The 21,593-nt window shown below is 61.3% G+C and carries 23 protein-coding genes; 13 read left to right on the top strand and 10 right to left on the bottom strand.

Annotation, left to right across the window (positions count from 1 at the left end):
- Positions 1–11: 11 nt before the first annotated feature.
- The 4 genes from GM658_RS09490 to GM658_RS09475 all read right to left on the bottom strand — a co-directional run bounded on the left by GM658_RS09490 (position 12) and on the right by GM658_RS09475 (position 3,946).
- Complete coding sequence (locus GM658_RS09490; protein ID WP_155453781.1) at positions 12–1,256, bottom strand: cytochrome-c peroxidase; 1,245 nt, start codon at positions 1,254–1,256, stop codon at positions 12–14.
- 7 nt (positions 1,257–1,263) lie between these two features.
- Positions 1,264–1,623: a FixH family protein gene (locus tag GM658_RS09485; protein WP_229416834.1), complete on the bottom strand. Its 360-nt coding sequence runs from the start codon at positions 1,621–1,623 to the stop codon at positions 1,264–1,266.
- A 209-nt stretch (positions 1,624–1,832) separates the two neighbouring features.
- Complete coding sequence (locus GM658_RS09480; protein WP_155453780.1) at positions 1,833–3,014, bottom strand: DUF418 domain-containing protein; 1,182 nt, start codon at positions 3,012–3,014, stop codon at positions 1,833–1,835.
- Positions 3,011–3,946, bottom strand: coding sequence for a LysR family transcriptional regulator (locus GM658_RS09475; RefSeq protein ID WP_229416833.1), 936 nt, complete (start codon positions 3,944–3,946; stop codon positions 3,011–3,013). Before GM658_RS09475 ends, GM658_RS09480 begins: the two co-directional genes overlap by 4 nt.
- A gap of 106 nt (positions 3,947–4,052) precedes the next feature.
- Here GM658_RS09475 and GM658_RS09470 point away from each other — a divergent pair, with 106 nt between their 5' ends.
- The 7 genes from GM658_RS09470 (at position 4,053) to GM658_RS09440 (ending at position 8,698) form a co-directional block, all read left to right on the top strand.
- Positions 4,053–4,892, top strand: coding sequence for a phytanoyl-CoA dioxygenase family protein (locus GM658_RS09470; protein WP_155453779.1), 840 nt, complete (start codon positions 4,053–4,055; stop codon positions 4,890–4,892).
- Entirely contained in the window at positions 4,889–5,707 is an 819-nt protein-coding gene (locus tag GM658_RS09465; protein WP_170298754.1) for a sugar phosphate isomerase/epimerase family protein, read from the top strand. The genes GM658_RS09470 and GM658_RS09465 overlap by 4 nt, the downstream gene beginning before the upstream one ends.
- 101 nt (positions 5,708–5,808) lie before the next feature.
- Complete coding sequence (locus GM658_RS09460; protein ID WP_155453778.1) at positions 5,809–6,243, top strand: hypothetical protein; 435 nt, start codon at positions 5,809–5,811, stop codon at positions 6,241–6,243.
- A 90-nt stretch (positions 6,244–6,333) separates the two neighbouring features.
- Positions 6,334–6,702, top strand: a complete 369-nt coding sequence (locus GM658_RS09455) for a hypothetical protein (RefSeq protein WP_155453777.1) — start codon at positions 6,334–6,336, stop codon at positions 6,700–6,702.
- Positions 6,703–6,746: 44 nt separating this feature from the next.
- The gene (locus GM658_RS09450) at positions 6,747–7,199 is read left to right on the top strand and encodes a nuclear transport factor 2 family protein (RefSeq protein WP_170298753.1); all 453 of its coding nucleotides are present in this window, start codon (positions 6,747–6,749) and stop codon (positions 7,197–7,199) included.
- 16 nt (positions 7,200–7,215) lie between these two features.
- Entirely contained in the window at positions 7,216–7,791 is a 576-nt protein-coding gene (locus GM658_RS09445) for a nucleotidyltransferase family protein (protein WP_155453775.1), read from the top strand.
- A 4-nt stretch (positions 7,792–7,795) separates the two neighbouring features.
- Positions 7,796–8,698, top strand: a complete 903-nt coding sequence (locus GM658_RS09440) for a prolipoprotein diacylglyceryl transferase (protein ID WP_155453774.1) — start codon at positions 7,796–7,798, stop codon at positions 8,696–8,698.
- A 120-nt stretch (positions 8,699–8,818) separates the two neighbouring features.
- Here GM658_RS09440 and GM658_RS09435 read toward each other — a convergent pair whose 3' ends face one another.
- From GM658_RS09435 to GM658_RS09425, 3 genes are read right to left on the bottom strand one after another with little or no spacing between them, the layout of a single operon-like run.
- Positions 8,819–9,550: an anaerobic ribonucleoside-triphosphate reductase activating protein gene (locus GM658_RS09435; RefSeq protein ID WP_229416832.1), complete on the bottom strand. Its 732-nt coding sequence runs from the start codon at positions 9,548–9,550 to the stop codon at positions 8,819–8,821.
- Entirely contained in the window at positions 9,510–9,683 is a 174-nt protein-coding gene (gene nrdD, locus GM658_RS29515) for an anaerobic ribonucleoside-triphosphate reductase (RefSeq protein WP_155453772.1), read from the bottom strand. The genes GM658_RS09435 and nrdD overlap by 41 nt, the downstream gene beginning before the upstream one ends.
- Entirely contained in the window at positions 9,680–11,401 is a 1,722-nt protein-coding gene (locus GM658_RS09425) for a ribonucleoside triphosphate reductase (protein WP_267874965.1), read from the bottom strand. Before GM658_RS09425 ends, nrdD begins: the two co-directional genes overlap by 4 nt.
- A 136-nt stretch (positions 11,402–11,537) precedes the next feature.
- Between GM658_RS09425 and GM658_RS09420 the strand changes: the two genes are divergently transcribed.
- On the top strand, positions 11,538–11,867 hold the full coding sequence (locus tag GM658_RS09420) for a low molecular weight protein tyrosine phosphatase family protein (RefSeq protein WP_155453770.1): 330 nt from the start codon (positions 11,538–11,540) through the stop codon (positions 11,865–11,867).
- 11 nt (positions 11,868–11,878) lie between these two features.
- Positions 11,879–12,115 carry a hypothetical protein gene (locus GM658_RS09415; RefSeq protein ID WP_155453769.1) on the top strand — a complete coding sequence of 79 codons (237 nt, stop codon included), beginning with the start codon at positions 11,879–11,881 and terminating at the stop codon, positions 12,113–12,115.
- 28 nt (positions 12,116–12,143) lie between these two features.
- On the opposite strand, the gene GM658_RS09410 is transcribed toward GM658_RS09415, so the two are convergent.
- The 3 genes from GM658_RS09410 to GM658_RS09400 all read right to left on the bottom strand — a co-directional run bounded on the left by GM658_RS09410 (position 12,144) and on the right by GM658_RS09400 (position 15,921).
- A complete protein-coding gene (locus GM658_RS09410) occupies positions 12,144–14,459 on the bottom strand; it encodes a CHASE domain-containing protein (protein ID WP_155453768.1) in 2,316 nt (771 codons plus the stop codon).
- Between the two features lie 66 nt (positions 14,460–14,525).
- Positions 14,526–15,593: an HD-GYP domain-containing protein gene (locus GM658_RS09405; protein ID WP_155453767.1), complete on the bottom strand. Its 1,068-nt coding sequence runs from the start codon at positions 15,591–15,593 to the stop codon at positions 14,526–14,528.
- Positions 15,594–15,618: 25 nt separating this feature from the next.
- Entirely contained in the window at positions 15,619–15,921 is a 303-nt protein-coding gene (locus tag GM658_RS09400) for a hypothetical protein (RefSeq protein ID WP_170298752.1), read from the bottom strand.
- Between the two features lie 132 nt (positions 15,922–16,053).
- On the opposite strand from GM658_RS09400, the gene GM658_RS09395 reads away from it, so the two are divergent.
- The 4 genes from GM658_RS09395 (at position 16,054) to GM658_RS09380 (ending at position 21,579) form a co-directional block, all read left to right on the top strand.
- Positions 16,054–16,509 (top strand): MarR family winged helix-turn-helix transcriptional regulator, encoded by a 456-nt coding sequence (locus GM658_RS09395; protein WP_155453765.1) that lies wholly within the window; start codon positions 16,054–16,056, stop codon positions 16,507–16,509.
- A 162-nt stretch (positions 16,510–16,671) separates the two neighbouring features.
- Positions 16,672–19,047 carry a M1 family metallopeptidase gene (locus tag GM658_RS09390; RefSeq protein WP_155453764.1) on the top strand — a complete coding sequence of 792 codons (2,376 nt, stop codon included), beginning with the start codon at positions 16,672–16,674 and terminating at the stop codon, positions 19,045–19,047.
- A complete protein-coding gene (locus GM658_RS09385; protein ID WP_155453763.1) occupies positions 19,047–19,535 on the top strand; it encodes a DUF6702 family protein in 489 nt (162 codons plus the stop codon). Before GM658_RS09390 ends, GM658_RS09385 begins: the two co-directional genes overlap by 1 nt.
- Positions 19,516–21,579, top strand: coding sequence for a TonB-dependent receptor (locus tag GM658_RS09380; protein WP_371865069.1), 2,064 nt, complete (start codon positions 19,516–19,518; stop codon positions 21,577–21,579). Before GM658_RS09385 ends, GM658_RS09380 begins: the two co-directional genes overlap by 20 nt.
- Positions 21,580–21,593 lie beyond the last annotated feature (14 nt).

Below are 21,593 nucleotides of genomic sequence, written 5' to 3'. Positions count from 1 at the left end.
GCAGGCCGCGGCTATTCCTGCTCCGATACGATAGGACCGGACAGCGTGCCGAGGAAGGCCGCGAGGTCTTTAACATCCTGCGCGCCCAGCGCAAGCTTCTCCAATTCCGATTTGCCGATCTTTGCCGCGGCGGCCGCGCGATAATGCGCTATCACCTCGTCCAGCGTTGCGAGCTGGCCGGCATGCATGTACGGCGCACGTGAAGCCACGTTGCGCAGGCTTGGCGTCTTGTAGGCGCCATCCAGCGTTGCGCCCTCCGTTGCGAGGAAACGCAGCTCGCCGCATTGCTCGGGCGCGGCATCGCTGAAGCGCCCAAGGCAATTGAATTCGTCGGCCAGCAGCTTTGCCACGCCAGTGCGGCGGCCCAGCGCCTGCGGCATCGGGCCATGCGGTGCGATGCCCGTGTTGTGGAAATGCTGGTCGGTCAGCAAGGGGCCGTTGTGGCAGGTGACGCAGCGGCCGGCGCCGATGAAGATGCGCAGTCCGTTCTTTTCCGAGGCAGTGAGCAGCTGCTCCGCCTTGCCATCGTTTGCCAGGATGCCCTCGATATAGCGATCAAGCCTGGACTGCCCGAAGTGCACGTTCTTTTCATAAGCAGCGATCGCCTTGCCGATGTTCGCCAGCACGCGCGACACTTGCTCTTGCTTGTCCTTGTCCATCGCCTGCCATGCAGCCTGCTGCGACGGCGTGCCGAGCGGGCTTGCATCCGATGCAAGCTGCGACATGTCGGGCAGTGCGCCAAACACCGCTTCGTATTCGATGCGGTAGTGCCGCTGCATGGCGCGGGCGTAGGCGAGGCGGTTGCCACCGTGTTCCGCTGCGTCTTCAAGCGGGCCGATGGCCTGCGACCACAGGCTGTCCTTCCTGCCATCCCAGAACAGGAAAGGGCTGCGCACGGCTCCCGCGACCGGCATGGTGCGCCGGATGCCAGTGCCAACGCCCTGTCCTACCTGCCGGCCGTCCTGGAATTGCTGCTTCGGGTCGTGGCAACTGGCGCAGGAGACTTTGCCGTTCGCGCTCAGCCTGGTGTCGAAGAAGAGTTGCTTGCCCAAACTGATTGCCTGCGGCATCGCCTCTACCCGGTTGGATGGATCGGCTTCGGCCGCTGGAAGTTGGCTCAGGCGCAAAGTGGAAAGAATTGCTAATTCCTCTTTGCTCCAGTCCTGCCTGGCGAAAGTCGTTGCCGCCGCGATGCCGACAACCAGTGTCGCGCCAATGCCTGGCGCGACGAACCTTAGCTTCCTGGTCAGGTTCATGCTCGCCTCACGGCAAAACCAGGTTGAAGGTGACGTCATCGCTGCCTTGCGTCCCTTCGATTTTCAGCTTGAACTCCCACCATCCGGACATGCTGAATTTGACGCCTTCCACCAGGTAGCGGCCATCGCCCAGCTCTTTGGTCACACGCGGCTGGGTAGGCAGGCCATGATGGTGCTGCGGCATGCCGCCATCGACCAGGATCTTCGCGCCGGTAAGCGGCTGGCCAGAGGCCTGCTTGACGCTGACTTCCCAGGAATGCAGTTTGCCGATGACAACCGGCTCCGCCACTGGCTTCACCTCAACCTGGTAAAGCTTCTGCCCGGTGACACGCTCGCGCGCAACATCAAGACCGACGGGCGGGGACATGCAGCCGCTCAGGCCCAGCGTGGATAGGAAAACCAAACCAATTAACAATGTTCGAAACATCATGCCCTCGTCCTCAAAATGAATGCGTGCATTGACGCGTATGAGGACTTTGGACCTTTCCATGATGGGAAGGTCAAGCGTTGTTTTCGATCAAACCTGCCGCCAAGGAAGGTGTGTGCTGCATGCGGCCAGATGCTGGCCTTAATCCCCTATGTGGTCCTACCGTCTGCTTGAATTTGTTTTTTCGCGCGAACAAAGTTCCAGTTAGTGAGCCCGCGCAGCAGCCATTCGGCGGGGCCGTAGGTGTGGCGCTTGAGCCACCAGGCGCTGAGGGCCATTTGCGTAAGGTAGATTGCCAGCACGAGCGCGAAGATGGCCACCGGAGGCAGCTCGCCGCACAGGCGCAGGCCGTAGCCGGTAAACAGCAGCGCCATCGCCGCTGACTGCACCAGGTAATTGCTCAAGGCGATCTTGCCCATTGGCGCCAGCGCGGCCAGCAGGCGCGGGCCGACGCGGCTTTCGAACAGCAGCAGCAATGCTGCCACGTAGGAAGAGGTCATGAATGGCGCGGTCAGATAGCCGGCAGCTTGGGCAAACATCACGAGCGCTCCGCCGGGTGGAAACTCGGACGCTGCGGCATACAGCAATGCGCCTGACAAGCCCACCGGCAAGCCAACCTTCAACACGCGCGGCAGCTGGTGGCGGAAGGTGCCCACGTGGGCAAGAAGCTGGCTGCGTCCCGCTGCCAGGCCAAGCAGGAACATCGCAAGCGCGCTTGGCGCCTGCCCGATCAGCAGCAGACCTACCGTGGCTGGAAACTCGCCCGCGATATGTGCTTGCGTGGCGTGCGCGCTGCCATGGTAAGCAGCCAGCTTCGCTAGGACGGGAGCGGTGTCGGGCGCACCATCGAGGCCGGCCAGCAAGAGCCATACCCCGAGCCCGACGAATACCAGCGCTGCAAACACCAGCAAGGCCAACGCGCAGCGCACCGCCTGGCGTTGGCTTCCCTTCCATGCGATCAGCACCAGACTGAGGTAACCATACAAATGCAGGATGTCGCCGTAGAACAGGAAGAATCCGTGCAAGACGCCCAGCATCAGCAGCCCGGCGGCCCGCCGCAGCATGCGCGGACGGAACGCAGCGCCCGCGCGCTCGGCTGCCGTCATCTGCAAGGTAAAGCTGTAGCCGAACAGGAAGGAAAACAGGAGGTAGAACTTGGTCTCGAACAGCAGCGCTTCCATAAAGCGCAGCACGTAATCCAATACGCCAAGGTAGTGCGGGTTCTTCATGCCGGACGCGAAATAGGGATCGGCGAACGATCCTATATTGACGGCCAAAATCCCCAGGAGCGCAAAGCCGCGCAAGGCATCGACGTTTTGCAGCCGGGTCATAGCGATAGCGCTCCCGCTTCGGACAGGGCCTTGTCCCACGGCGGCACCGGCTGGTACTCCGCCACCAGGAAATCGATCAGCGCCCTCACCTTGGGGGACAACTGGCGCGTGGCCGGGTACAAGGCACTCAAATGGTTCAATGGCAGCTCCCAATCAGTCAGTACAGGCACCAGGCGCCCGTCAATGATGTCGCGCCAGGCCAGGAAGGTTGTAGTGTAGACAATTCCCAGCCCGCGCAGGGCCGCGTGCTGCAGCACCATACCGTTATTCGCGGTAAAGGCCGGCGTGACGCGCACGGTAGCCTGCTCTTCGCCGCGTGCGAAGTGCCAGGCGACGCCGCCTGTCAGGTGGCTGAAATGCAGGCACTGGTGGCGATGCAGGTCCTCGGGCAGCTCCGGACGTCCGGCCCGCGCCAGGTAGGCGGGCGAGGCGCACAGCACGCCGCGGCATGGCGCCAGCGGGCGTATCGCCAGCGCGCGGCTGTCCGGAATGCCGCCGACGCGGATGGTCAGGTCAAAGCCATGCTCGATCGGGTCGAGCAGCGCATCGTCCACATGCAGCAGCGGCGACAACTGCGGATGCGGCAGGCTGAATCGCGCGACCGCGTCGGCCAGCCATTCGCTGCCGAAGCTGGACGGCGCCTGTATGCGCAGCGGGCCCGCCAGCTCAATGCCGGCATGCGTCACCACGCGCGCCGCCTCCTGCGCCTGCTGCACTGCCAGCGCGCAGGGCTCCAGGTAGGCCTGCCCGACGTCGGTCAGGCTCACGTCGCGTGTGGAACGGTGCAGCAGGCGTGCATGGAGGCGCTGCTCCAGCGCGATCACATGCTTGCTCACCATGGCGCGCGTCATCCCCAGCCGGCGCGCGGCGCCGCTGAAGCTGCGCTGGCGCGCCACCTCGACGAAGATTTCCATTGCCCTCAGTTGGTCCATGTGATGGATTGTCTCCATATTGGAGACAATGTGTCAACCGATTGCGCATTGTTGGCATCCAATCGCTTCCCTACAATGACCTGTATTAAGAAAAGGAGCACCAGACATGCTGACCGACGCCCAGAAAGCCCAATTCGCCAAGGATGGCTTCATCATCATCCCCGGCTTCAAGACTGCCGCAGAAATCGCCGCCCTGCGCGCCCGCGCCGCGCAAGTCGTGAACGATTTCGACCCGGCTGTCGCCCAAGGCATCTTCACCACCAAGGAGCAGGAAAAGAAGGCCGACGACTACTTCCTGGGTTCGGACAATACGGTGCGCTGCTTCTTCGAGGAGGAAGCCTTCGGCCCGGACGGACAGCTGAAACAGGCCAAGGAGCTGTCGATCAACAAGATCGGCCACGCCATGCACGACCTGGACCCGGCCTTCCGCGCCTTCACCGCCGACGCCCGCCTGGAGCAGATCGCACGCGACATCGGCCTGGCCGAGCCGCAGGTATGGCAATCGATGTACATCTTCAAGCAGCCCGGCATCGGCGGCGAAGTGCGCTGGCACCAGGACGCCACCTACTTCGACACCACCCCGATCAGCGTCACCACCTTCTGGTTCGCACTGGAAGACGCCACGCTGGAAAACGGCTGCATGTGGGCGGAGCCGGGCGGCCATCGCTCGCCGCTGCGCGAACGCTTCGTGCGCGAAGGCGACCAGGTCAGCGTGGAAAAACTGGACAACACGCCGTGGCCAAGCGACGCCACCGCGGTGCCGCTTGAATGCAAGGCCGGCTCGCTGGTCTGCTTCCACGGCCTGCTGCCGCACTACAGCGCGCCGAACCGCTCGCCGGTCTCGCGCCACGCCTATACGCTGCACGTGACCGACGGCCGCACCGAATACTCCAGGCGCAACTGGATCCAGCGCGACGCATCCTTCCCAGTGCGAGGCTTCCTGTGAAAATCAGCATCTTCGCGCCGCACTGGGGCAGCAACGAACTGCCGCCGGACGTCTTCATCGGCAAGGTCAAGGAGGCGGGCTTCGACGGCATTGAGATGTCCCTGCCGCTGGACCGCGCCCAACGCGACAACTGGGTCTACAAGATCGCCAACGCCGGGCTGGACCTGATTGTCGCCCAATGGGAGACAGTATTCCACAGCGACTTCAGCGCGCATAAACAGGCGCTCGGCGAGTTGCTGCGCAATGCCTGCGAAGTGCAGCCGGTGCTGGTCAACTCGCATACCGGCAAGGACTGGTACACGGCGCAGCAGAATGAGGAACTGATCGCCTTCGCCGCCGGCATCTCGAAGGAGTACCGCGTTCCGGTGGTTCATGAAATCCACCGCAGCCGCTTCAGCGGCCACCCGATGCTGCTTCTGCCCTACCTCGATCGCCTGCCGCAGCTGCAATTGAACGCAGACCTGTCGCACTGGTGCGTGGCCTGCGAGTCGCTGCTGGAAGACCAGGAACCAATGCTGGCCAAGGTGTTGCCGCATGTGCGCCACATCCATGCGCGCGTCGGCCACCAGCAAGGCCCGCAAGTTGCCGACTTCCGCGCGCCGGAAAACGCGGAAGCGCTGAAGGCGCATCTGTCGTGGTGGGACCGCATCATCGAACTGCGCCGGGCCGCCGGCGCCGAACGCATGACCCTGACGCCGGAATTCGGCCCTGCGCCTTACACCTTGACCCTGCCCTACACCGGCCAGCCGGTCAGCAACGCATGGGACCAGAACGTCGCCATGCTTGCCCTGCTGCGCCAGCGCTACTGCAGGTAGGGTCGACCGGCGAGCTGCATGCCATCAGCGGATTGGCGGATTTGCGATTAACTGTCATACTATTAATTGCAAATTAACAACACGCCTCAATTGGCAACTTAATGAAGAAATTCGCAGTCACGCTCGCGGCCCTGTCCGCGAGTTTCGCCGTCCACGCCGAAAACAACTGGACCAACGCGCTGGACTACACCACGCTGGGCATCTGGGCCGACGCCCCGCTCGGTGTTTCGGCACGCGTCGGTCTGGCTATCCCTATTCATGATAAAGAAACTGCAGTCACGATTGGCGACGAAATCGGCCTGCACGGCAACAAGCAATTTGTCGGCTATCGCATCATCGCAAAAGGCCATGGCATCGCCTGGGGCGGCGTCGAACTCGCACGCTGGAAAACCAGGTCGCATCCATGGCTCGCCGACGAGCGCACCGAATACTATGGCGTTGAAGCCCAGTTGCTGGTGGTTCGCGCCGGCCTGATGTTCCCGAAAGGCGATGGGCACCATCCCAAGCTCGCCCTCGGCGCCGGTTTTGGGTTTTGAAAAGTCGAGCAATTCGCAGAGTTATTAAGGAATCAAGCCCGCCTGCCATTACACTTGTTTGAAGTCCACCTGAGAAGAAAGGTCAAACAAATGCTGATTGTCGCCGCACTTCTGCTGTTTCTCACCGGGGTCGCCCACTCTTATCTCGGTGAGCGCTACATCCTGATCCGGCTTTTCAAACGCGACAATCTGCCGGAGCTTTTTGGCGGAACCGAGTTCACTACCGGCACGCTACGATTCGTATGGCACATCCTCACGATCGTCTGGTGGGGCATCGCGGTCCTGGTCCTGCAAGCTGCAGGACAGGCGCTTCAGCCCAAGTTTGTGCTGGAAGTCTTCAGCTCGGTCTCCTTTGTCTCAGGCCTGTTCTCGTTCTTCTTCACGCGTGGCAGGCACTTGTCATGGGTGATTTTCTTCGCGGTCGCCATTTTGCTATGGATCGCAGCGCCGGGAGCTTGAGTTCTTACTGGCTTCCTGCTCGCACGGGATAGAAGGGAATGCAGATGTATCACGCAATTGTCCGCAACAAGATTACCAAGGTATTCGCAGGCCTGAGCGCAGGGCGCATCGAGGCCATAACGGACGAATTGGCGCCAAATGCGAGCCATTATTTCGTGGGCACCCACGCGCTGTCAGGTACCCGCCGAACGCCAGAGGCCATCCGCGCCTGGTACGAAAGGCTCCTACGCCTTCTGCAGGACATCAATTTCACCCTTCACGAAGTACGGGTATCGGGTTGGCCCTGGCGCACGCATGTCGAAGTCATCTGGACTGAAACGAATAACGGCACCGATGGCGTCAAGACCAGCGCCGAAGGCGTGATCCTGATCGAGATCCGCTGGGGACGCGTAACACGTGTCCGCATCTATCCCGATACCGCCGCATTGGAACGTACCCTGCACCGCATCGCAGCCAAGGGAACAATCGAGGCAATGGCCAGCCCGATTACATCATGACGAAACGAACAACGTGATGCCTTCAAGTGAAAACGAGGAGCGCCTCGTCGAGATTGTGCGCTCCTCGCCTGCATTGATGGAATTGCTGACTGCAGCAAGAAGCCTTAACCTCGAGTCCTGGTGCATTGGCGCCGGTGTCGTGCGGTCCCTGGTATGGGACCATCTGCACGGTTTTCGCGAACGTTCGCATGTCGAAGACGTTGACGTGGTGTACTACGATGACTCGATCGACGGTCCTCACGAGACTGTACTAGCTGCGCAGCTCATTGATTCTCTCCCCTCTGTTCGCTGGGAAGTGACCAACCAGGCTTTGGTCCACGAATGGTTCCTGGAAGCGCATGCGCAAGTTGTGCCGCCCTTACGCTCCCTGGCGGATGGCATTGCAACCTGGCCTGAATACGCCACCTGCGTAGGTGTAACGCTCCGCGCAGACGATGCCCTCGAGGTGATCGCACCGCACGGCCTGGAAGACTTGTTTGGTCTAAAGATCCGGCATAATCCCTCTCGCGCCAGCGCTGCGGTATTCACCGAGCGTGTGGCGACAAAGCGGTTTACTGAACGCTGGCCGATGGTTTCTCTGGATTTGAATTAACAAAATGTCCTACCCTTATCTTAGTGACATGTTGCGCAGCTGGTTTGGCATCGACCTGCCGCTGCCTTTGCCGATGTTCGGATTGTTCGTGGCTGCGGCAATGCTGGTCGCCGGGCGTTTCTTGCGCATGGAACTCGAACGCCTGCAGCGCGCCGGGCAGATCAATGCCCCGATCGATACACTGAAGGATACGGTCTCTACCCTTACAGTGATCGGTATGCTGAGTGGCGTTGCGGGCGCGCGGATTTTTCACATCCTCGAAAACCTGGACGAATTCCAGGTTGCGCCGATGCGGATGATCTGGAGTACTTCTGGCTTGAGCATCTTCGGCGGCTTGATATTCGGGACCCTGGCCAGCTTGCTTTACATACGCTGGCGGAAACTGCCGCTACGTCCTTTTCTCGATGCCGCAGCGCCGGCAATGATGCTCGGCTACGCCATTGGCCGAATCGGCTGCCAGGTCGCAGGCGATGGCGATTGGGGCACTGTCGCCAACTTGGCGCTCAAACCCGCGTGGCTGCCAACCTCGCTCTGGGCACAGACCTACGAAAACAATGTCATCGGGGCCACCATTGCCTGGCCGGGCGTGTATCCCACCCCGCTTTACGAAGTGGGCATGGCCTTTATCTGCTTTGGCATTCTGTGGAAGTTGAGGAAGCATCCCTACCAGCGCGGCTGGCTATTTGCCGTGTACATGGCCCTGGCCGGCATCGAGCGTCTGCTGATCGAGCAGATTCGCATTAATCCGGTCCTGAATTTCCTCGGCATCCACGCGACGCAAGCGCAAATGATTGCTGCCATTCTCATACTGTCAGGGGGCATCGGGATGTCATTCCTCAGCCGCCGCCGTTTGACCGCGCCACAATGGGGTAGAAAAGACGGTGAGGCACATCTGGAGGTCAAATGACTGAGTTCACGATTTGCAAATGCTGCGGCAAGCAAGTTGCGACCCAACCAAATCGAACTTTGCTTCCTCAGGCCTGACCAGGGAGAGCGAGTATGCCGATTTCCCATCCGAATGAACGCATTAGTCGGCTCGTCGCATTGTGAACTGGCGAAAGCGGGTTTTCACCTGGGCGACGAATTCGCCGTCCAGCGTGCTGCCGGCTATTAATTCCTTGTTGTTGCAGCCTACCGGGCGAAATGCTTGCAATGCGTAGGTTTCGCAGCCTATGCCGGCGAGTCGCTGCGTCAGTGCCGTGATGTGCTGGGGCGTAGTCAGGGTTGGGTGAATCGTGGTCCTGAATTCGTATGGCACCCCGCTTTGCAGCACGATCTTCGCCGCGGCTTGCGCTGCGGCGGCGCTGCCGCTGACGCCCGTGATATCGTCGTAGGATTCAAACGTTCCCTTGATGTCCAGGCCAACCCAGTCCACAAGGTGCAGGACGTTCTGCAGGCGCTCGGGGTAGATGCCGGCTGTATGCAGGCCTACCTTGAAACCGAGTGACTTCACGCTGCGCATGGCTTCTTCAAGCACGGGATCAAGGGTTGGCTCGCCGCCGGAAAAGACGACGGCGTCGAGCAGGCCAACGCGTGTGGCGAGGAAGGCGAGCATGTCTTTCCACGCGATTGCCGGCGCGGCGTCGCGCGGCTGCAAGTGCGGATTGTGGCAATAGCCGCAGCGCCAGGGGCAGCCCTGGACGAAAATCACAGCTGCCAGCTGACCGGGATAATCGGTTGACGTGAATTTTGTGTAGCCGCCGACCTTGAGCTCCCTGTCAGCCATTGTTCTTGCGCTCGACGAAATAGGTGCGTTCATTGAATTCGCCCTTCTTGCCGATGTTGAAGGACGAGTACGGGCGGTGGTAACCCATGACGCGCGTCCAGATTTCACACGGCTGGCGTTCGTCGTTGGCAAGGGTGGCTTCGTGGCTTTGTTTGTTTGCAGTCATGCTGATATCTCCATGGTTAAGCGCTGTTTGCGCGCAATGATGTCCTCATCGCATTTCGGACAGAATTCGTGTTTCCCGCTTAGGTAGCCGTGCTTCGGGCAGATCGAGAACGTCGGCGTGACGGTAATGTAGGGCAGGCGGAAGCGGGTCAATGCCCGCTGCACCAGGCGTCGGCATGCGTCGGCGCTGGAAACCTGCTCCGTCATGTAAAGGTGCAGCACCGTGCCGCCGGTGTATTTTCTTTGCAGTTCGTCCTGGCGTTCAAGCGCTTCAAATGGATCGTCGGTGAAGCCGACCGGCAGCTGCGAGGAGTTGGTGTAGTACGGCATCTCCTGCGTGCCAGCCTGCAGGATCGATGGCATGCGGGCGCGGTCTTCCTTGGCGAAGCGGTAGGTAGTCCCTTCTGCCGGCGTCGCCTCCAGGTTGTACATATGGCCGGTCTCCTCCTGGAATGCCAGCATGCGGGCGCGGATGTGGTCGAGCAGGCGGACGGCCAGCGCCGTACCGGCTTCGGTGGTGATGTCTTGCTCATCGCCGGTAAAGTTGCGGATCATTTCGTTGATACCGTTCACGCCGAGCGTCGAAAAGTGGTTGCGCAGGGTACCGAGGTAGCGCTTTGTGTAGGGAAACAGGCCACCGTCCATCAGCCGCTGGATGACCTGGCGCTTGATTTCCAGGCTGGTCTTGCCCAGTTCCAGCAGTTCGTCGACGCGGGCCATCAGCGCGCCTTCATCGCCGGCACACAGATAGCCGAGGCGCGCGCAATTCAGTGTGACGACGCCGAGTGATCCGGTCTGTTCGGCCGAACCAAACAGTCCGTTGCCGCGCTTGAGCAGCTCACGCAAGTCCAGTTGCAGGCGGCAGCACATGGAGCGGATCATGTTCGGCTTCAGCTCCGAATTCACGAAGTTCTGGAAGTACGGCAGGCCATAGCGCGCCGTCATCCGGAACAGCAGCTCGGCGTTCGGGCTATGCCAGTCGAAGTCCGGCGTGATGTTATAGGTCGGAATGGGGAAGGTGAAGGCGCGGCCTTTGGCATCGCCTTTCATCATGACTTCAATGTAGGCGCGGTTGATCATGTCCATCTCCGCTTGCAGGTCGCCGTAAGTGAACGGCATTTCCTGGCCGGCGATCACCGGCACCTGTTCCTGCAGGTCTGCCGGGCAGGTCCAGTCGAAGGTGAGATTGGTGAACGGTGTCTGCGTGCCCCAGCGCGAGGGTACGTTCAGGTTGTAGATCAATTCCTGCATGGTTTGCAGGACCTGCTCATAGCCCAGCGCATCATTGCGGATGAAGGGCGCCATATAGGTGTCGAAAGAACTGAAGGCTTGCGCGCCGGCCCATTCGTTCTGCAGCGTGCCGAGGAAGTTGACGATCTGCCCGGCGGCGCTCGAGAAATGTTTCGGCGGCGCCGACTCCACTTTGCCCGGCACGCCGTTCAAGCCTTCGTTCAGCAGCGTGCGCAGCGACCAGCCGGCGCAGTAGCCGGCCAGCATGTCGAGGTCGTGGATGTGGATGTCGGCGTTGCGGTGCGCCTCGCCAACTTCGGGCGGATAGACGTGATCGAGCCAGTAGTTGGCGACCATTTTTCCGGAGATGTTCAGGATCATGCCGCCCAGCGAATAGCCCTGGTTGGCGTTGGCGTTCACGCGCCAATCAAGCTGCTGCAGGTATTCGTCGATCGAAGACGCGACGTCCACCGTGGTCTTACGTGTCATATTCATTGTTATCAACTAGATGTTGTGTTGATGCGAATACTACACACTAAATCTAGTATAAAGCGCAGAAGCGATGCCGATTTTCGATTTCCTTGACCTGGTTTAAATTTGCTAAGATTCGTGCGAAAGGGAGAGCATGAAACGCGCACTTTTTATTTGTACCCAGAACCGTCTGCGAAGCCCGACCGCCGAACATGTGTTCGCGAGTTGGCCCGGCGTGGAGACCGATTCTGCGGGCCTGGGAGCGGATGCTGACGTGCCGCTGTCGACCGAGCAGGTCGCATGGGCGAACATTATCTTCGTGATGGAAAAAGCCCATCGCAACAGGCTTTCCACGAAATTCAGGTCCCACCTGAACGGCAAGCGCGTGATTTGCCTGGATATACCTGACGACTATGAGTATATGCAGGAAGAATTGGTCCGGCTGCTCGAAACCAAAGCCGGAAAGTTCCTGCGCCAATCCTGAATGGGAAACCCATGCCGGGGAAAAACATTGATGGCTATGAGGTCGAATTTACGGGGGAACTGCTGGAGGGCACCAAGCAGTGGGGCGCCTATGTTTCGATCTTCGCTCCGTCCAGTAATCCGATGCACATGACTCACATCTTTCCGAAACGTCGGGTGTCTGCTGACCTTACGCTGATGGACCAGCACTCCGCCGAAGCCGAGGCCGAACGCGCGGCCTTGAAAATTCTGGAAGATTTAAGATCCTAGTCGGCCAGGCTTAACGCGCGCAGCGCATTCATTGCATGTGCAGCAGGTCGTTCTCCGCCATTTCTTCCCGGGCAGGCACTTTGCGCGGCAGGACCAGGATCACGACCGTCCCCTTGCCGGGCTCGGATTCGACCTGGATGGTGCCGCGCAGGACGCCGGTCACCAGGTTGTAGACGATATTCATGCCCAGGCCCGAACCGCCCTGCCCTAGCTTGGTGGTGAAGAAGGGATCGTAGACCTGGCGCAGGGTGCGTGCATTCATGCCGACGCCATCGTCCGCAAAGCGCAATTCGACCGAATGCGCGTCGACTTCCGTCACGTTGATGACGATGCGGCCCGATTCCCGTCCTTCAAACGCGTGCAGCAAGGCGTTCTGGATCAGGTTGCCCAGCACTTGTGCCACGCTGCCGGGATAGGAAATGAAGTTCAGCGTCTCCGGCATCGCCACCTTCACCTCGCAATTGGCGCGGCGCAGCTGGGCGGAATAAGTGGCCAGCGTATCGTGCACCACGCCGGACAGGTTGAAGCTGCGGCGCTTGTCCGAAGTCTGGTCCACCGCCACCTGCTTGAAAGAGTGGATCAGGTCCGCGGCGCGCGTAAGGGAATTGGTAATGATGGAACAGGCCATGCGCGCATCCTTCAAATGCGTATCGAGCGCGGAACGCTTGATGCCGCCCTCCCCCAGCTGGCGCTCGAATTCCTTGCACATATCGCTTAGCGCTGTGGCGGTGAGCAGGCTGTTGCCGATCGGCGTATTCAGTTCGTGTGCAATGCCCGCGACCAGGGCGCCCAGCGATGCCATTTTTTCGGAAGTGATCAAGCTGGCCTGCGCCTGCTTCAGCGTCAACAGCACGGCGGACAAATCCTTGTGCGCCAGTTCCACATTGGACTTCTGCAGCGCCAGCTCGTTCAGGCTGCGCTCCAGGCCATGCTTGGTGTCGACCAGCGCCGCCTCGGCCTGTTTGCGTTCGGTGATGTCGATGATGACCCACACGCAGCCCTTGCGCGGCTCGCTCTGGTCCAGCATGCGGCCATTCACCATGCACCACAGCTTCTTGCCTTGTGCGCTCACCAGCTCCAGCTCGAAGTGCATCGACGTACCATCGCTCACGCAGGCAAAGGGATCGTGGTGTCCGCCCGTCAGCACCGCGCAGGAGCGTCCGGCCAGTTCGCCGGGATGGTAGCCCATCATCTCTTCCAGGCCGCTGTTGCAGCGTACGATCACGCCATTGGCAAACAGGCCGATGCCGACGATGGCGCTGTCCTGCAGGGCGCGCAGCTCGTCGGCCGTGACGCGCAGTTTTTTCGCCAGGGCCCGGCGGCGGCTCAGGGTCATGATCTGTGCGCCGATCAGGGCGCTGATGGTAAAGCCGGCCAGCGCGATGACCCAGATCAGCATTGAATCGCGGCTATAGTGTTCGCTGGCGTGGCCTTCGAAATGCATGATCCAGCGCCGCTCTCCCACGTCGAGCGGGATCTTCACGTCCAGCCCAGCCAGCGCAGGCAAGCGCTTGCCGGAACCGAGTTTTCCAAAGCTGTCGAACATCAGGTTATCGTCGGAGGGCAGCTCCTTCGCGCCGTCGCTGGCATAGCCGGCGTCGTGGATGCTGACATAGAGTTGCCGCAGCATCGGGCTGTCAATGGTTTCCGACATCAGGTCGTTGACACGGAAGACGATGGCCACGAAGCCCACCAGCGCCGCATCGCGCTCTTCCACCGTCAGCAGCGAAGCGCCGCGGCGATAGATTGGCGAGCGCGCTACAAAGCCCGGCTGGCCGCTGGCGTCCTGCACCAGGGTAATGCGCTCGGTAGCGACGATGCGGCCGGTCGCCGCGCCTAGCTGCAGTGCCTTGTAATGCGGGGGCAGCGCAGCCAGATCAAGGCCGAAGGCGTTTTCATTGCCCTTCATCGGCTCGTTGTATTCGATGATGAAGTGTTCCGGCCGCACCGAGGCCGGATGCACTTTGTAGTCGGGATAGCCGCCGCTTTGCAGGCTGTCGTCGGCGCGGATAAAGGCCGTGTAGGCATCGAGCTGGGCCGAGCGTACCCGCCGTACGAACTGGATGGCCTGGAAGCCGGGATAACGGCGCTTCAAGTCCAGCTCGCGCACATAGCGGCTGAACTCCACCCGCGTCACATTCTCATGTACCGCGAACACCCCCTTAATGCTGAGCAGCATGTCGAAGTAGGTTTGCAGGCGGGTCTGGGTGTCGCGCGCAATCTTTTGCGTATCGCGCTGGAATGCTTCGCTGGCTTGCCTGTCCTGGACGTTCATGACGAACAAGCAAACCCATACGGTAACGCAAATACCGACAATAAAGGCCAGGTATCCGTGGATGCGCATGCTGGCTCCGGCTGAACTGTGTAGCCGACTATAGCATAGGGAAAACCGTATTACGGCGTGGAACGGCTATACCGTTGCATCCTGGTATCGGGCTGCGATTTCCATCACTTGCTCTTCGACTGCCAGCAAGGCATCGACAACGTCCGGATCGAATTGCTCGCCGCTGCCCTGGCGGATCAATTCGATGGCTGTCTCATGGGTAAAGGCTGGGCGGTAGACCCGCTCGGAGACCAGCGCATCGTACACATCGGCCACCGCCACCAGGCGCGCCGATACCGGAATGGCGTCGCCCGCCAAGCCTTGCGGATAGCCGGAGCCGTCGTAGCGTTCCTGGTGGCTGTAGGTGATTTCGCGCGCAAAGCGCAGGAAAGCGTTGGAGAAGCCCAGTTCGCGCTCCACCCCGGCGATGGCGTCGCGGCCAAATTCCGTATGCCGCTTCATGACCTCGAATTCCTCCGGCGTCAGGCGGCCCGGCTTGAGCAGGATGGTGTCGGGGATGCGGACTTTGCCGATATCGTGCAGCGGCGCGGCCTTGAACAGTAGCGGGATATTCGGCTCAGCCAATTCATAGGCGAAACGCGGGCTGCCTTGCAGCTGACGCGCCATGGCCAGCACGATATGCTGGATGCGGCGCAGATGCGACGGATCCTCCTCGTCGCGCCATTCGGCCAGGGTGGCGATGGCCCAGGCGGCGGCATCGGCAATCTGGTTCAGTTCCTTGACCTGCCCGCGGCGGCGCTGCACCTGCGCGCGCGCCTGGTGCAGCTGTACGTGGGTGGCAATGCGCGCCCGCAGCAGCTCGGGCACCAGCGGCCGCGCCACCACGTCGGAAGCGCCTTCGGCAATCGCGCTGCTCTCCAGTTCGGGCTGGCCGCGCTCGATCATTGCGATCAGGGGAATGCTGGCGGTATCCGGGTTGCTGCGCAGGGCCTGGCAAACGCCAAAGCCGTCGCGCACCACGTCGACCAGGATCAGGTCGGGGCGCGGCAGTTGCTGGGCCATGGCAAGGGCGCGCTCGACAGCATCGACAGCACGCACGCTGTACTTGTCTTCCAGCAAATGGCTGAGCTGTTGCAGATGTTGTGCCGATCCGTCAACGATCAGCAGCAGGGGCTTGGTCTTTGGTCTGGTCATTGCGGCATGATACCGCAGGCAAGCCCTAGTCTGAGAGCGCCGGCGAGCCATCCGGCAGGAAAGCGCCGAAGCAGCGCGTGCATTCGATACAGAACAGGTGCGCCACCCGCACATTCTTCTGCCGCAGCACCAGCTGCAAATGGCCTTCTTCGCAAATCGGGCAGGTTTCGCGCATGGTGCCGCAGGCCATGACGTCGTCGGCCAGGTAATTATCGTCGTAGCGCACGCCATCGACCACCCGCTGCGGGTCAAGTTCCACCAGGAACAGGACGGGCTCAATGCCGCGCTGATCAGGAACCGGGTAAGCGCCAGAATGGTAGTGGTTCATCTGGTTCATTGTCATCCTCAAATGCCCAGCGCAGGTTACGGGCACTTTAACAATAGTCAAAGAATCCCCCTGTAGCAAGGTCAAGGGAAAAATTTGCTTGCAATTAGATAGCGCGCTATCTATACTGCCGCCATGGATACCAAATCGATCGACCTCGCGCAGGTCCCCAAGCTCGACCAGCAATTGTGCTTCGCCCTGTACTCCACGTCCCTGGCGATGAACAAGCTCTACCGCAAGCTGCTGCGCAAGCTGGGCCTGACCTATTCCCAATACCTGGTGATGATGGTGTTGTGGGAGCAGGACGAGCAGACCGTATCCGCCCTGGGCGAACGCCTGTTCCTCGATTCGGCCACGCTGACCCCGCTGCTCAAGCGCATGGAGCAGGCCGAACTGATCACCCGCACCCGCTGCCCGCAGGATGAACGCCAGGTCATCATCGCCCTCACCCCGCACGGCAGCGCACTGCGCCAGGAAGGCGCCAAGCTCCCCGCCTGCGTCCTGAGCGCCAGCGGCTGCGATATCGAACAGGTCATCCGCCTGCAGCGCGAACTGTCGGGCCTGCGCACCAGCCTGATGAACAACGCTTGATAAAAAAGGGGACGTACCCCTTTTTTTCGCCGTTTATTTGATAAAAGGGGTACGTCCCCTTTTTTTGTTTTATGTAGCAGGATTTTTACAAATAAACCAAGTGACAATACGCAAGCTCCCCTAGAATAGCCCAGCATTTATTACTACAAGCCTGGGGACTCGATGAAACGTTTTCAAATTGGTCTTGCCGCATTCTGCCTGACAGCGACGGCTTTCGCAGCCGAGCCATTCGACGATAAATTCCGCCAGCTCGATGAGCTGCTGCCGACCGCCAACCAGTACCGCACCGCCTCTGGCGCGCCGGGCCATGCTTATTGGCAGCAGCGTGCGGACTACACCATCCGCGCCTCGCTGGATGAAGCCAACCGCGCCATCACCGGCAGCGAGCAAATTACTTACCACAACAACTCGCCGGATACCCTGAATTACCTCTGGCTGCAGTTGGACCAGAACATCTACAAAGCGGACTCCGATGCCCGCATGACCTTGACCGCGCCTTCGCGCGAGGCCTGGGCCAATGCTCGTGGGGCAGAAGATGGCATGAAGTTCGAAGGCATGCGCGGCATCCTGGCCGGCCGCGACTTCGACGGCGGTTTCAAGATCACGTCCGTCAAGGGCGCCGGCGGCGCAGCGCTGAAGACCACCATCAACCGCACCATGATGCGCATCGATCTGGCGCAGCCGCTGAAACCGGGCGAGAAAATTACCTTCTCCATCGACTGGTCGTACAAGATCAACGAACAGAAAGTACTGGGCGGCCGCTCCGGCTACGAGCATTTCGACGAAGACAAGAACGACCTGTTCGAAATCGCCCAGTGGTTCCCGCGCATGGCGGCCTACTACGACGTGTACGGCTGGCAGCACAAGCAGTTCCTGGGCTCCGGCGAATTCACGCTGGAATTCGGCGACTACGACGTGCAGCTCACGGTACCGTCCGACCACATCATCGCTTCCACCGGTGAACTGCAAAACCCGAACGACGTGCTGTCTTCAGCCCAGCGCGACCGCCTGGCCAAGGCCCGCACCAGCAAGACGCCCGTGATCATCGTGACCCAGGCCGAAGCCGAGGAAGCCGAGAAGCACCAGGCCAAGGGCACCAAGACCTGGCACTTCAAAGCCAAGAACGTGCGCGACTTCGCCTGGGCCTCTTCGCGTAAGTTCATCTGGGATGCACAGGGTTACAAGAAGGACGGCAGCAACCTGATGGCCATGTCCTACTACCCGAAAGAAGGCAACCCGCTGTGGGAGAAGTATTCGACCGCCGCCATCATCCACACGATCGAGCAGTACAACAAGTTCAGCTTCGATTACCCATACCCGACCGCGATTTCCGTCAACGGTCCCGTGGGCGGCATGGAGTACCCGATGATCTCCTTCAACGGTCCGCGTCCTGTGAAGGACAAGAAGACCGGTGAAATCACCTACACCAAGCGCGCCAAATATGGCCTGATCGGCGTGGTGATCCACGAGGTGGGCCACAACTACTTCCCGATGATCGTCAACAGCGACGAACGCCAATGGACCTGGATGGATGAGGGCCTGAACACCTTCGTGCAATCGCTGGCGCAGGAAGCATGGGAAGAGAACTACCCTGCCGGCCGCGGCGACCCGCGTTTCATCGTCGACTACATGCGCTCCAAGAACCAGGTGCCGATCATGACCAACTCGGAGTCGCTGCTCCAGTTCGGCAACAACGCCTACGCCAAGCCGGCTGCGGCGCTGAACATCCTGCGCGAGACCGTCCTGGGCCGCGAGCTGTTCGACTATGCCTTCCGCGAATATGCGCGCCGCTGGAAATTCAAGCGCCCTACCCCGGCTGATTTCTTCCGTACCATGGAAGACGCTTCCGGCACCGACCTTGACTGGTTCTGGCGCGGCTGGTTCTATACCACCGATGCGGTGGACGTGTCGATCGACGGCATCACCGAGTATGGCGTCAGCACCAAAAATCCGGAGACCGAAAAGGCCTGGAAGAAGGCGCGCCACGATGCCGAGCCGGTTTCGATGATCGACCAGCACAACAAGGGTATGGTTCGCAAAGTGGACCAGCATCCGGAGCTGAAGGACTTCTACAACGAGCACGACGACTACACCGTCACCAATGCCGACCGCAACAAGTATGCCGAGGCGACCGGCGACCTGGAACAGTGGGAAAAAGACCTGCTGGCACAGGGCAAGCACCTGTACCTGGTAGACTTCTCCAACCTGGGCGGCCTGGTCACCCCGCTGATCCTGGAAATCGAACTGAAGTCGGGCAAGAAGTATATCGAGCGCATTCCGGCCGAAGTGTGGCGCTACTCGCCGAAAAAGATCACCAAGGTGATCGTGACCGACGAGTCGCTGGTATCGCTGGTGCAGGACCCGTACTGGGAAACCGCCGACATCGACCAGTCGAACAACGCCTGGCCGCGCAAGGTAAGCCAGTCGCGCCTGGAGCTGTTCAAGTCGCGCCAGCCTGACAACATGATGAAAGACTTCAACACGCCTCTCAAGAAGAAAGACGAAGAGAAGAAAGCCGCGGAATCCGATAAGAAGTGATGACTCGACTCAAAGCCGTCCTCCTGGCGGCGCTGCTCTGGTGCAGCGCCGCCGCGCAAGCCCACAATTTCCACGTGGGCTTGACGGAGATCAGCTTCAACCCTCGCACAGGCAGCACGGAAGTGGTTCATACTTACACAGCGCATGATGTGGAAGCGCTGTTGATGAACCTTTACCAGCGCAACGTTGACCTTGGGTTGGAGGAGGACCAGGCCGTGTTCCGCCGCTACCTCGAAAAGCAGTTCCGCATCACCGTCAATGGCAAGGCTTTGCCCTTGCATTGGGTTGGCGTCCAGGCCAATGTGGACACCATCAACGTCTTCCAGGAAATCGAGAAGACCGAACTGCCGCCCGGCGCTGTTTTGCTGGACGGCGTGCTGACCGATTTCCTGCCGCAGCAAGTCAACAACGTCAACGTCAGCGGTCCCGGCCGCCCGACAGCTTCCATCGTCTTCAACCGCGATCGCCGTGAACAGCCGCTGCCCTGAGCGGCGGCTGCCCACGGTGCGCGCGCCGCTGCCGCCGCCGGCCCTGTCCCTGGCCCTCGCCTCGCTGCTCGCTGCGGCGGCGGCCCACGCCGACGATCCCTTCATGCAGCGCGTGCTGGTGGAAGGGGCGCGCGCCAGCCAGGTGGGCGTGGCCGATTCCGCCGGCATGGGCAGCGTGTCCCAGCGCCAGCTGGAAGCGCGCACCATCTACCGCCCCGGCGAACTGCTGGAGGCGACGCCCGGCCTGGTCGCCAGCCAGCATAGCGGCGAAGGCAAGGCCAACCAGTTCTACCTGCGCGGCTTCAACCTCGACCACGGCACTGACCTGCGCACCACGGTGGACGGCATGCCCGTCAACCAGCGCAGCCATGCCCACGGCCAGGGCTGGACCGACCTGAATTTCATCATCCCCGAACTGGTGGCGCGCCTCGATTACAACAAAGGCCCGTACAACGCCAGCACGGGCGACTTTTCTTCCGCCGGCGCCACGGCCATCAATTATTCCAGCCGCCTGCCGCAAGACCGCGCCAACGCCACGGTCGGACAGGACGGTTACGGCCGCGTCATGCTGGCCGGCTCGCGCGACGCTGATGTGGACGCAGACCGGCCCGGCGCGTGGTTGTACGCGCTGGAGGCCGTGCACAACGATGGACCCTTCACGCGCGGCGACAATTACCGCAAGCTCAACGCCGTGCTGCGCTACAGCGCCAGTTTCGCCAACAATGGCTACACCATCACCGCCATGGCCTACCGCGGCAAGTGGAACGCCACCGACCAGATCCCACAGCGTGCCGTGGACAGCGGCTTGCTGGGCCGCTTCGACGGCATCGACCCGACTGATGGCGGGCAGGCGCAGCGCTACAGCCTGTCCGCCGCCTGGGCGCGCAGCGACGACAAGCAGAGCACGCGCGCCAGCGCCTACATCATCAACCACCGGCTCGAGCTGTTCTCCAACTTCACCTACTTCCTCGACGACCCGGTGCACGGCGACCAGTTCGCCCAGCCCGACCGCCGCGTCACCAGCGGCTTCGAGGCAAGCCGCAGCTGGCATGACCACATGGACGACCTGGCGTGGAGCACCACGCTCGGGGTCCAGGCGCAGAACGACAACATCTTCAACGCGCTGCAGCACACCGAAGCGCGCCGGATGCTCGAGACCGTGCGGGCCGACCACATCGTTGAAAGCAGCGCGACCCTCTACCTGCAGCAGCGCCTGCGCGCCAGCGCCTGGCTGCGCGGCGAAGCCGGCGTGAGGCTGGACCGCTACCGCTTCGCCGTCGGCGATGCGCGCCGCGTCAACGACACCCTGGCCAGCCCCGGCATCAGCCTTGCCTTTGGGCCCTGGACGCGCACCGAGTTCTACCTCAACGCCGGTCGCGGCTTCCACAGCAACGACGCGCGCGGCGTCACCCAGGCGCGCGACCCGGCCACGCCGCTGGCGCGCTCGCGCGGCCTGGAATTCGGCCTGCGCAGCGAAGCGGTCAAGGGCCTGCAGAGCGTGCTGGCCATCTACCGGCTGGACTTCGACTCCGAGCTGGTCTACCTGGGCGACGCCGGCAGCACGGAAGCAGGCCGCCCAAGCCGGCGCTACGGCATCGAATTCTCGAACTACTACAAGCCGGCCAAATGGCTGTCGCTGGACGCCGACCTGGCCTTTGCGCGCGGCCGCTTCCGGGGCGGCAACCCAGCCGGCGACCGCATCCCCGGCGCCGTGCAAGGTGTGGCCCAGCTGGCTGCCACCTTCACCCCGGCCGGCCCCTGGTCCGGCTCCCTGCGCCTGCGCTGGTTCGGCCCGCGCCCGCTGGTGGAAGACAATGCGGTGCGCTCGAAAGCCAGCGCCACCGTCAACGGCCGCCTGGCCTACAAGTTCGACGCCCGCACTACGCTGGAGCTGGAAGGCTTCAACCTGGCCAACCGCCAGGTTTCAGCGATCGACTATTACTACCAATCGCGCCTGCAAGGCGAAGCAGCGGCAAGGGAGGACATCCATTTCCACCCTATCGAGTCGCGATCTTTCCGCCTCAGCCTGAATAGCGCATTCTAGTTACAATAGGGGAC

The organism is Massilia eburnea, from assembly GCF_009720745.1.
Lineage (GTDB): Bacteria > Pseudomonadota > Gammaproteobacteria > Burkholderiales > Burkholderiaceae_D > Rugamonas > Rugamonas eburnea.
Note: the sequence above shows the minus strand (reverse complement) of the source record. Positions and strands in the feature narration are given on the sequence as shown.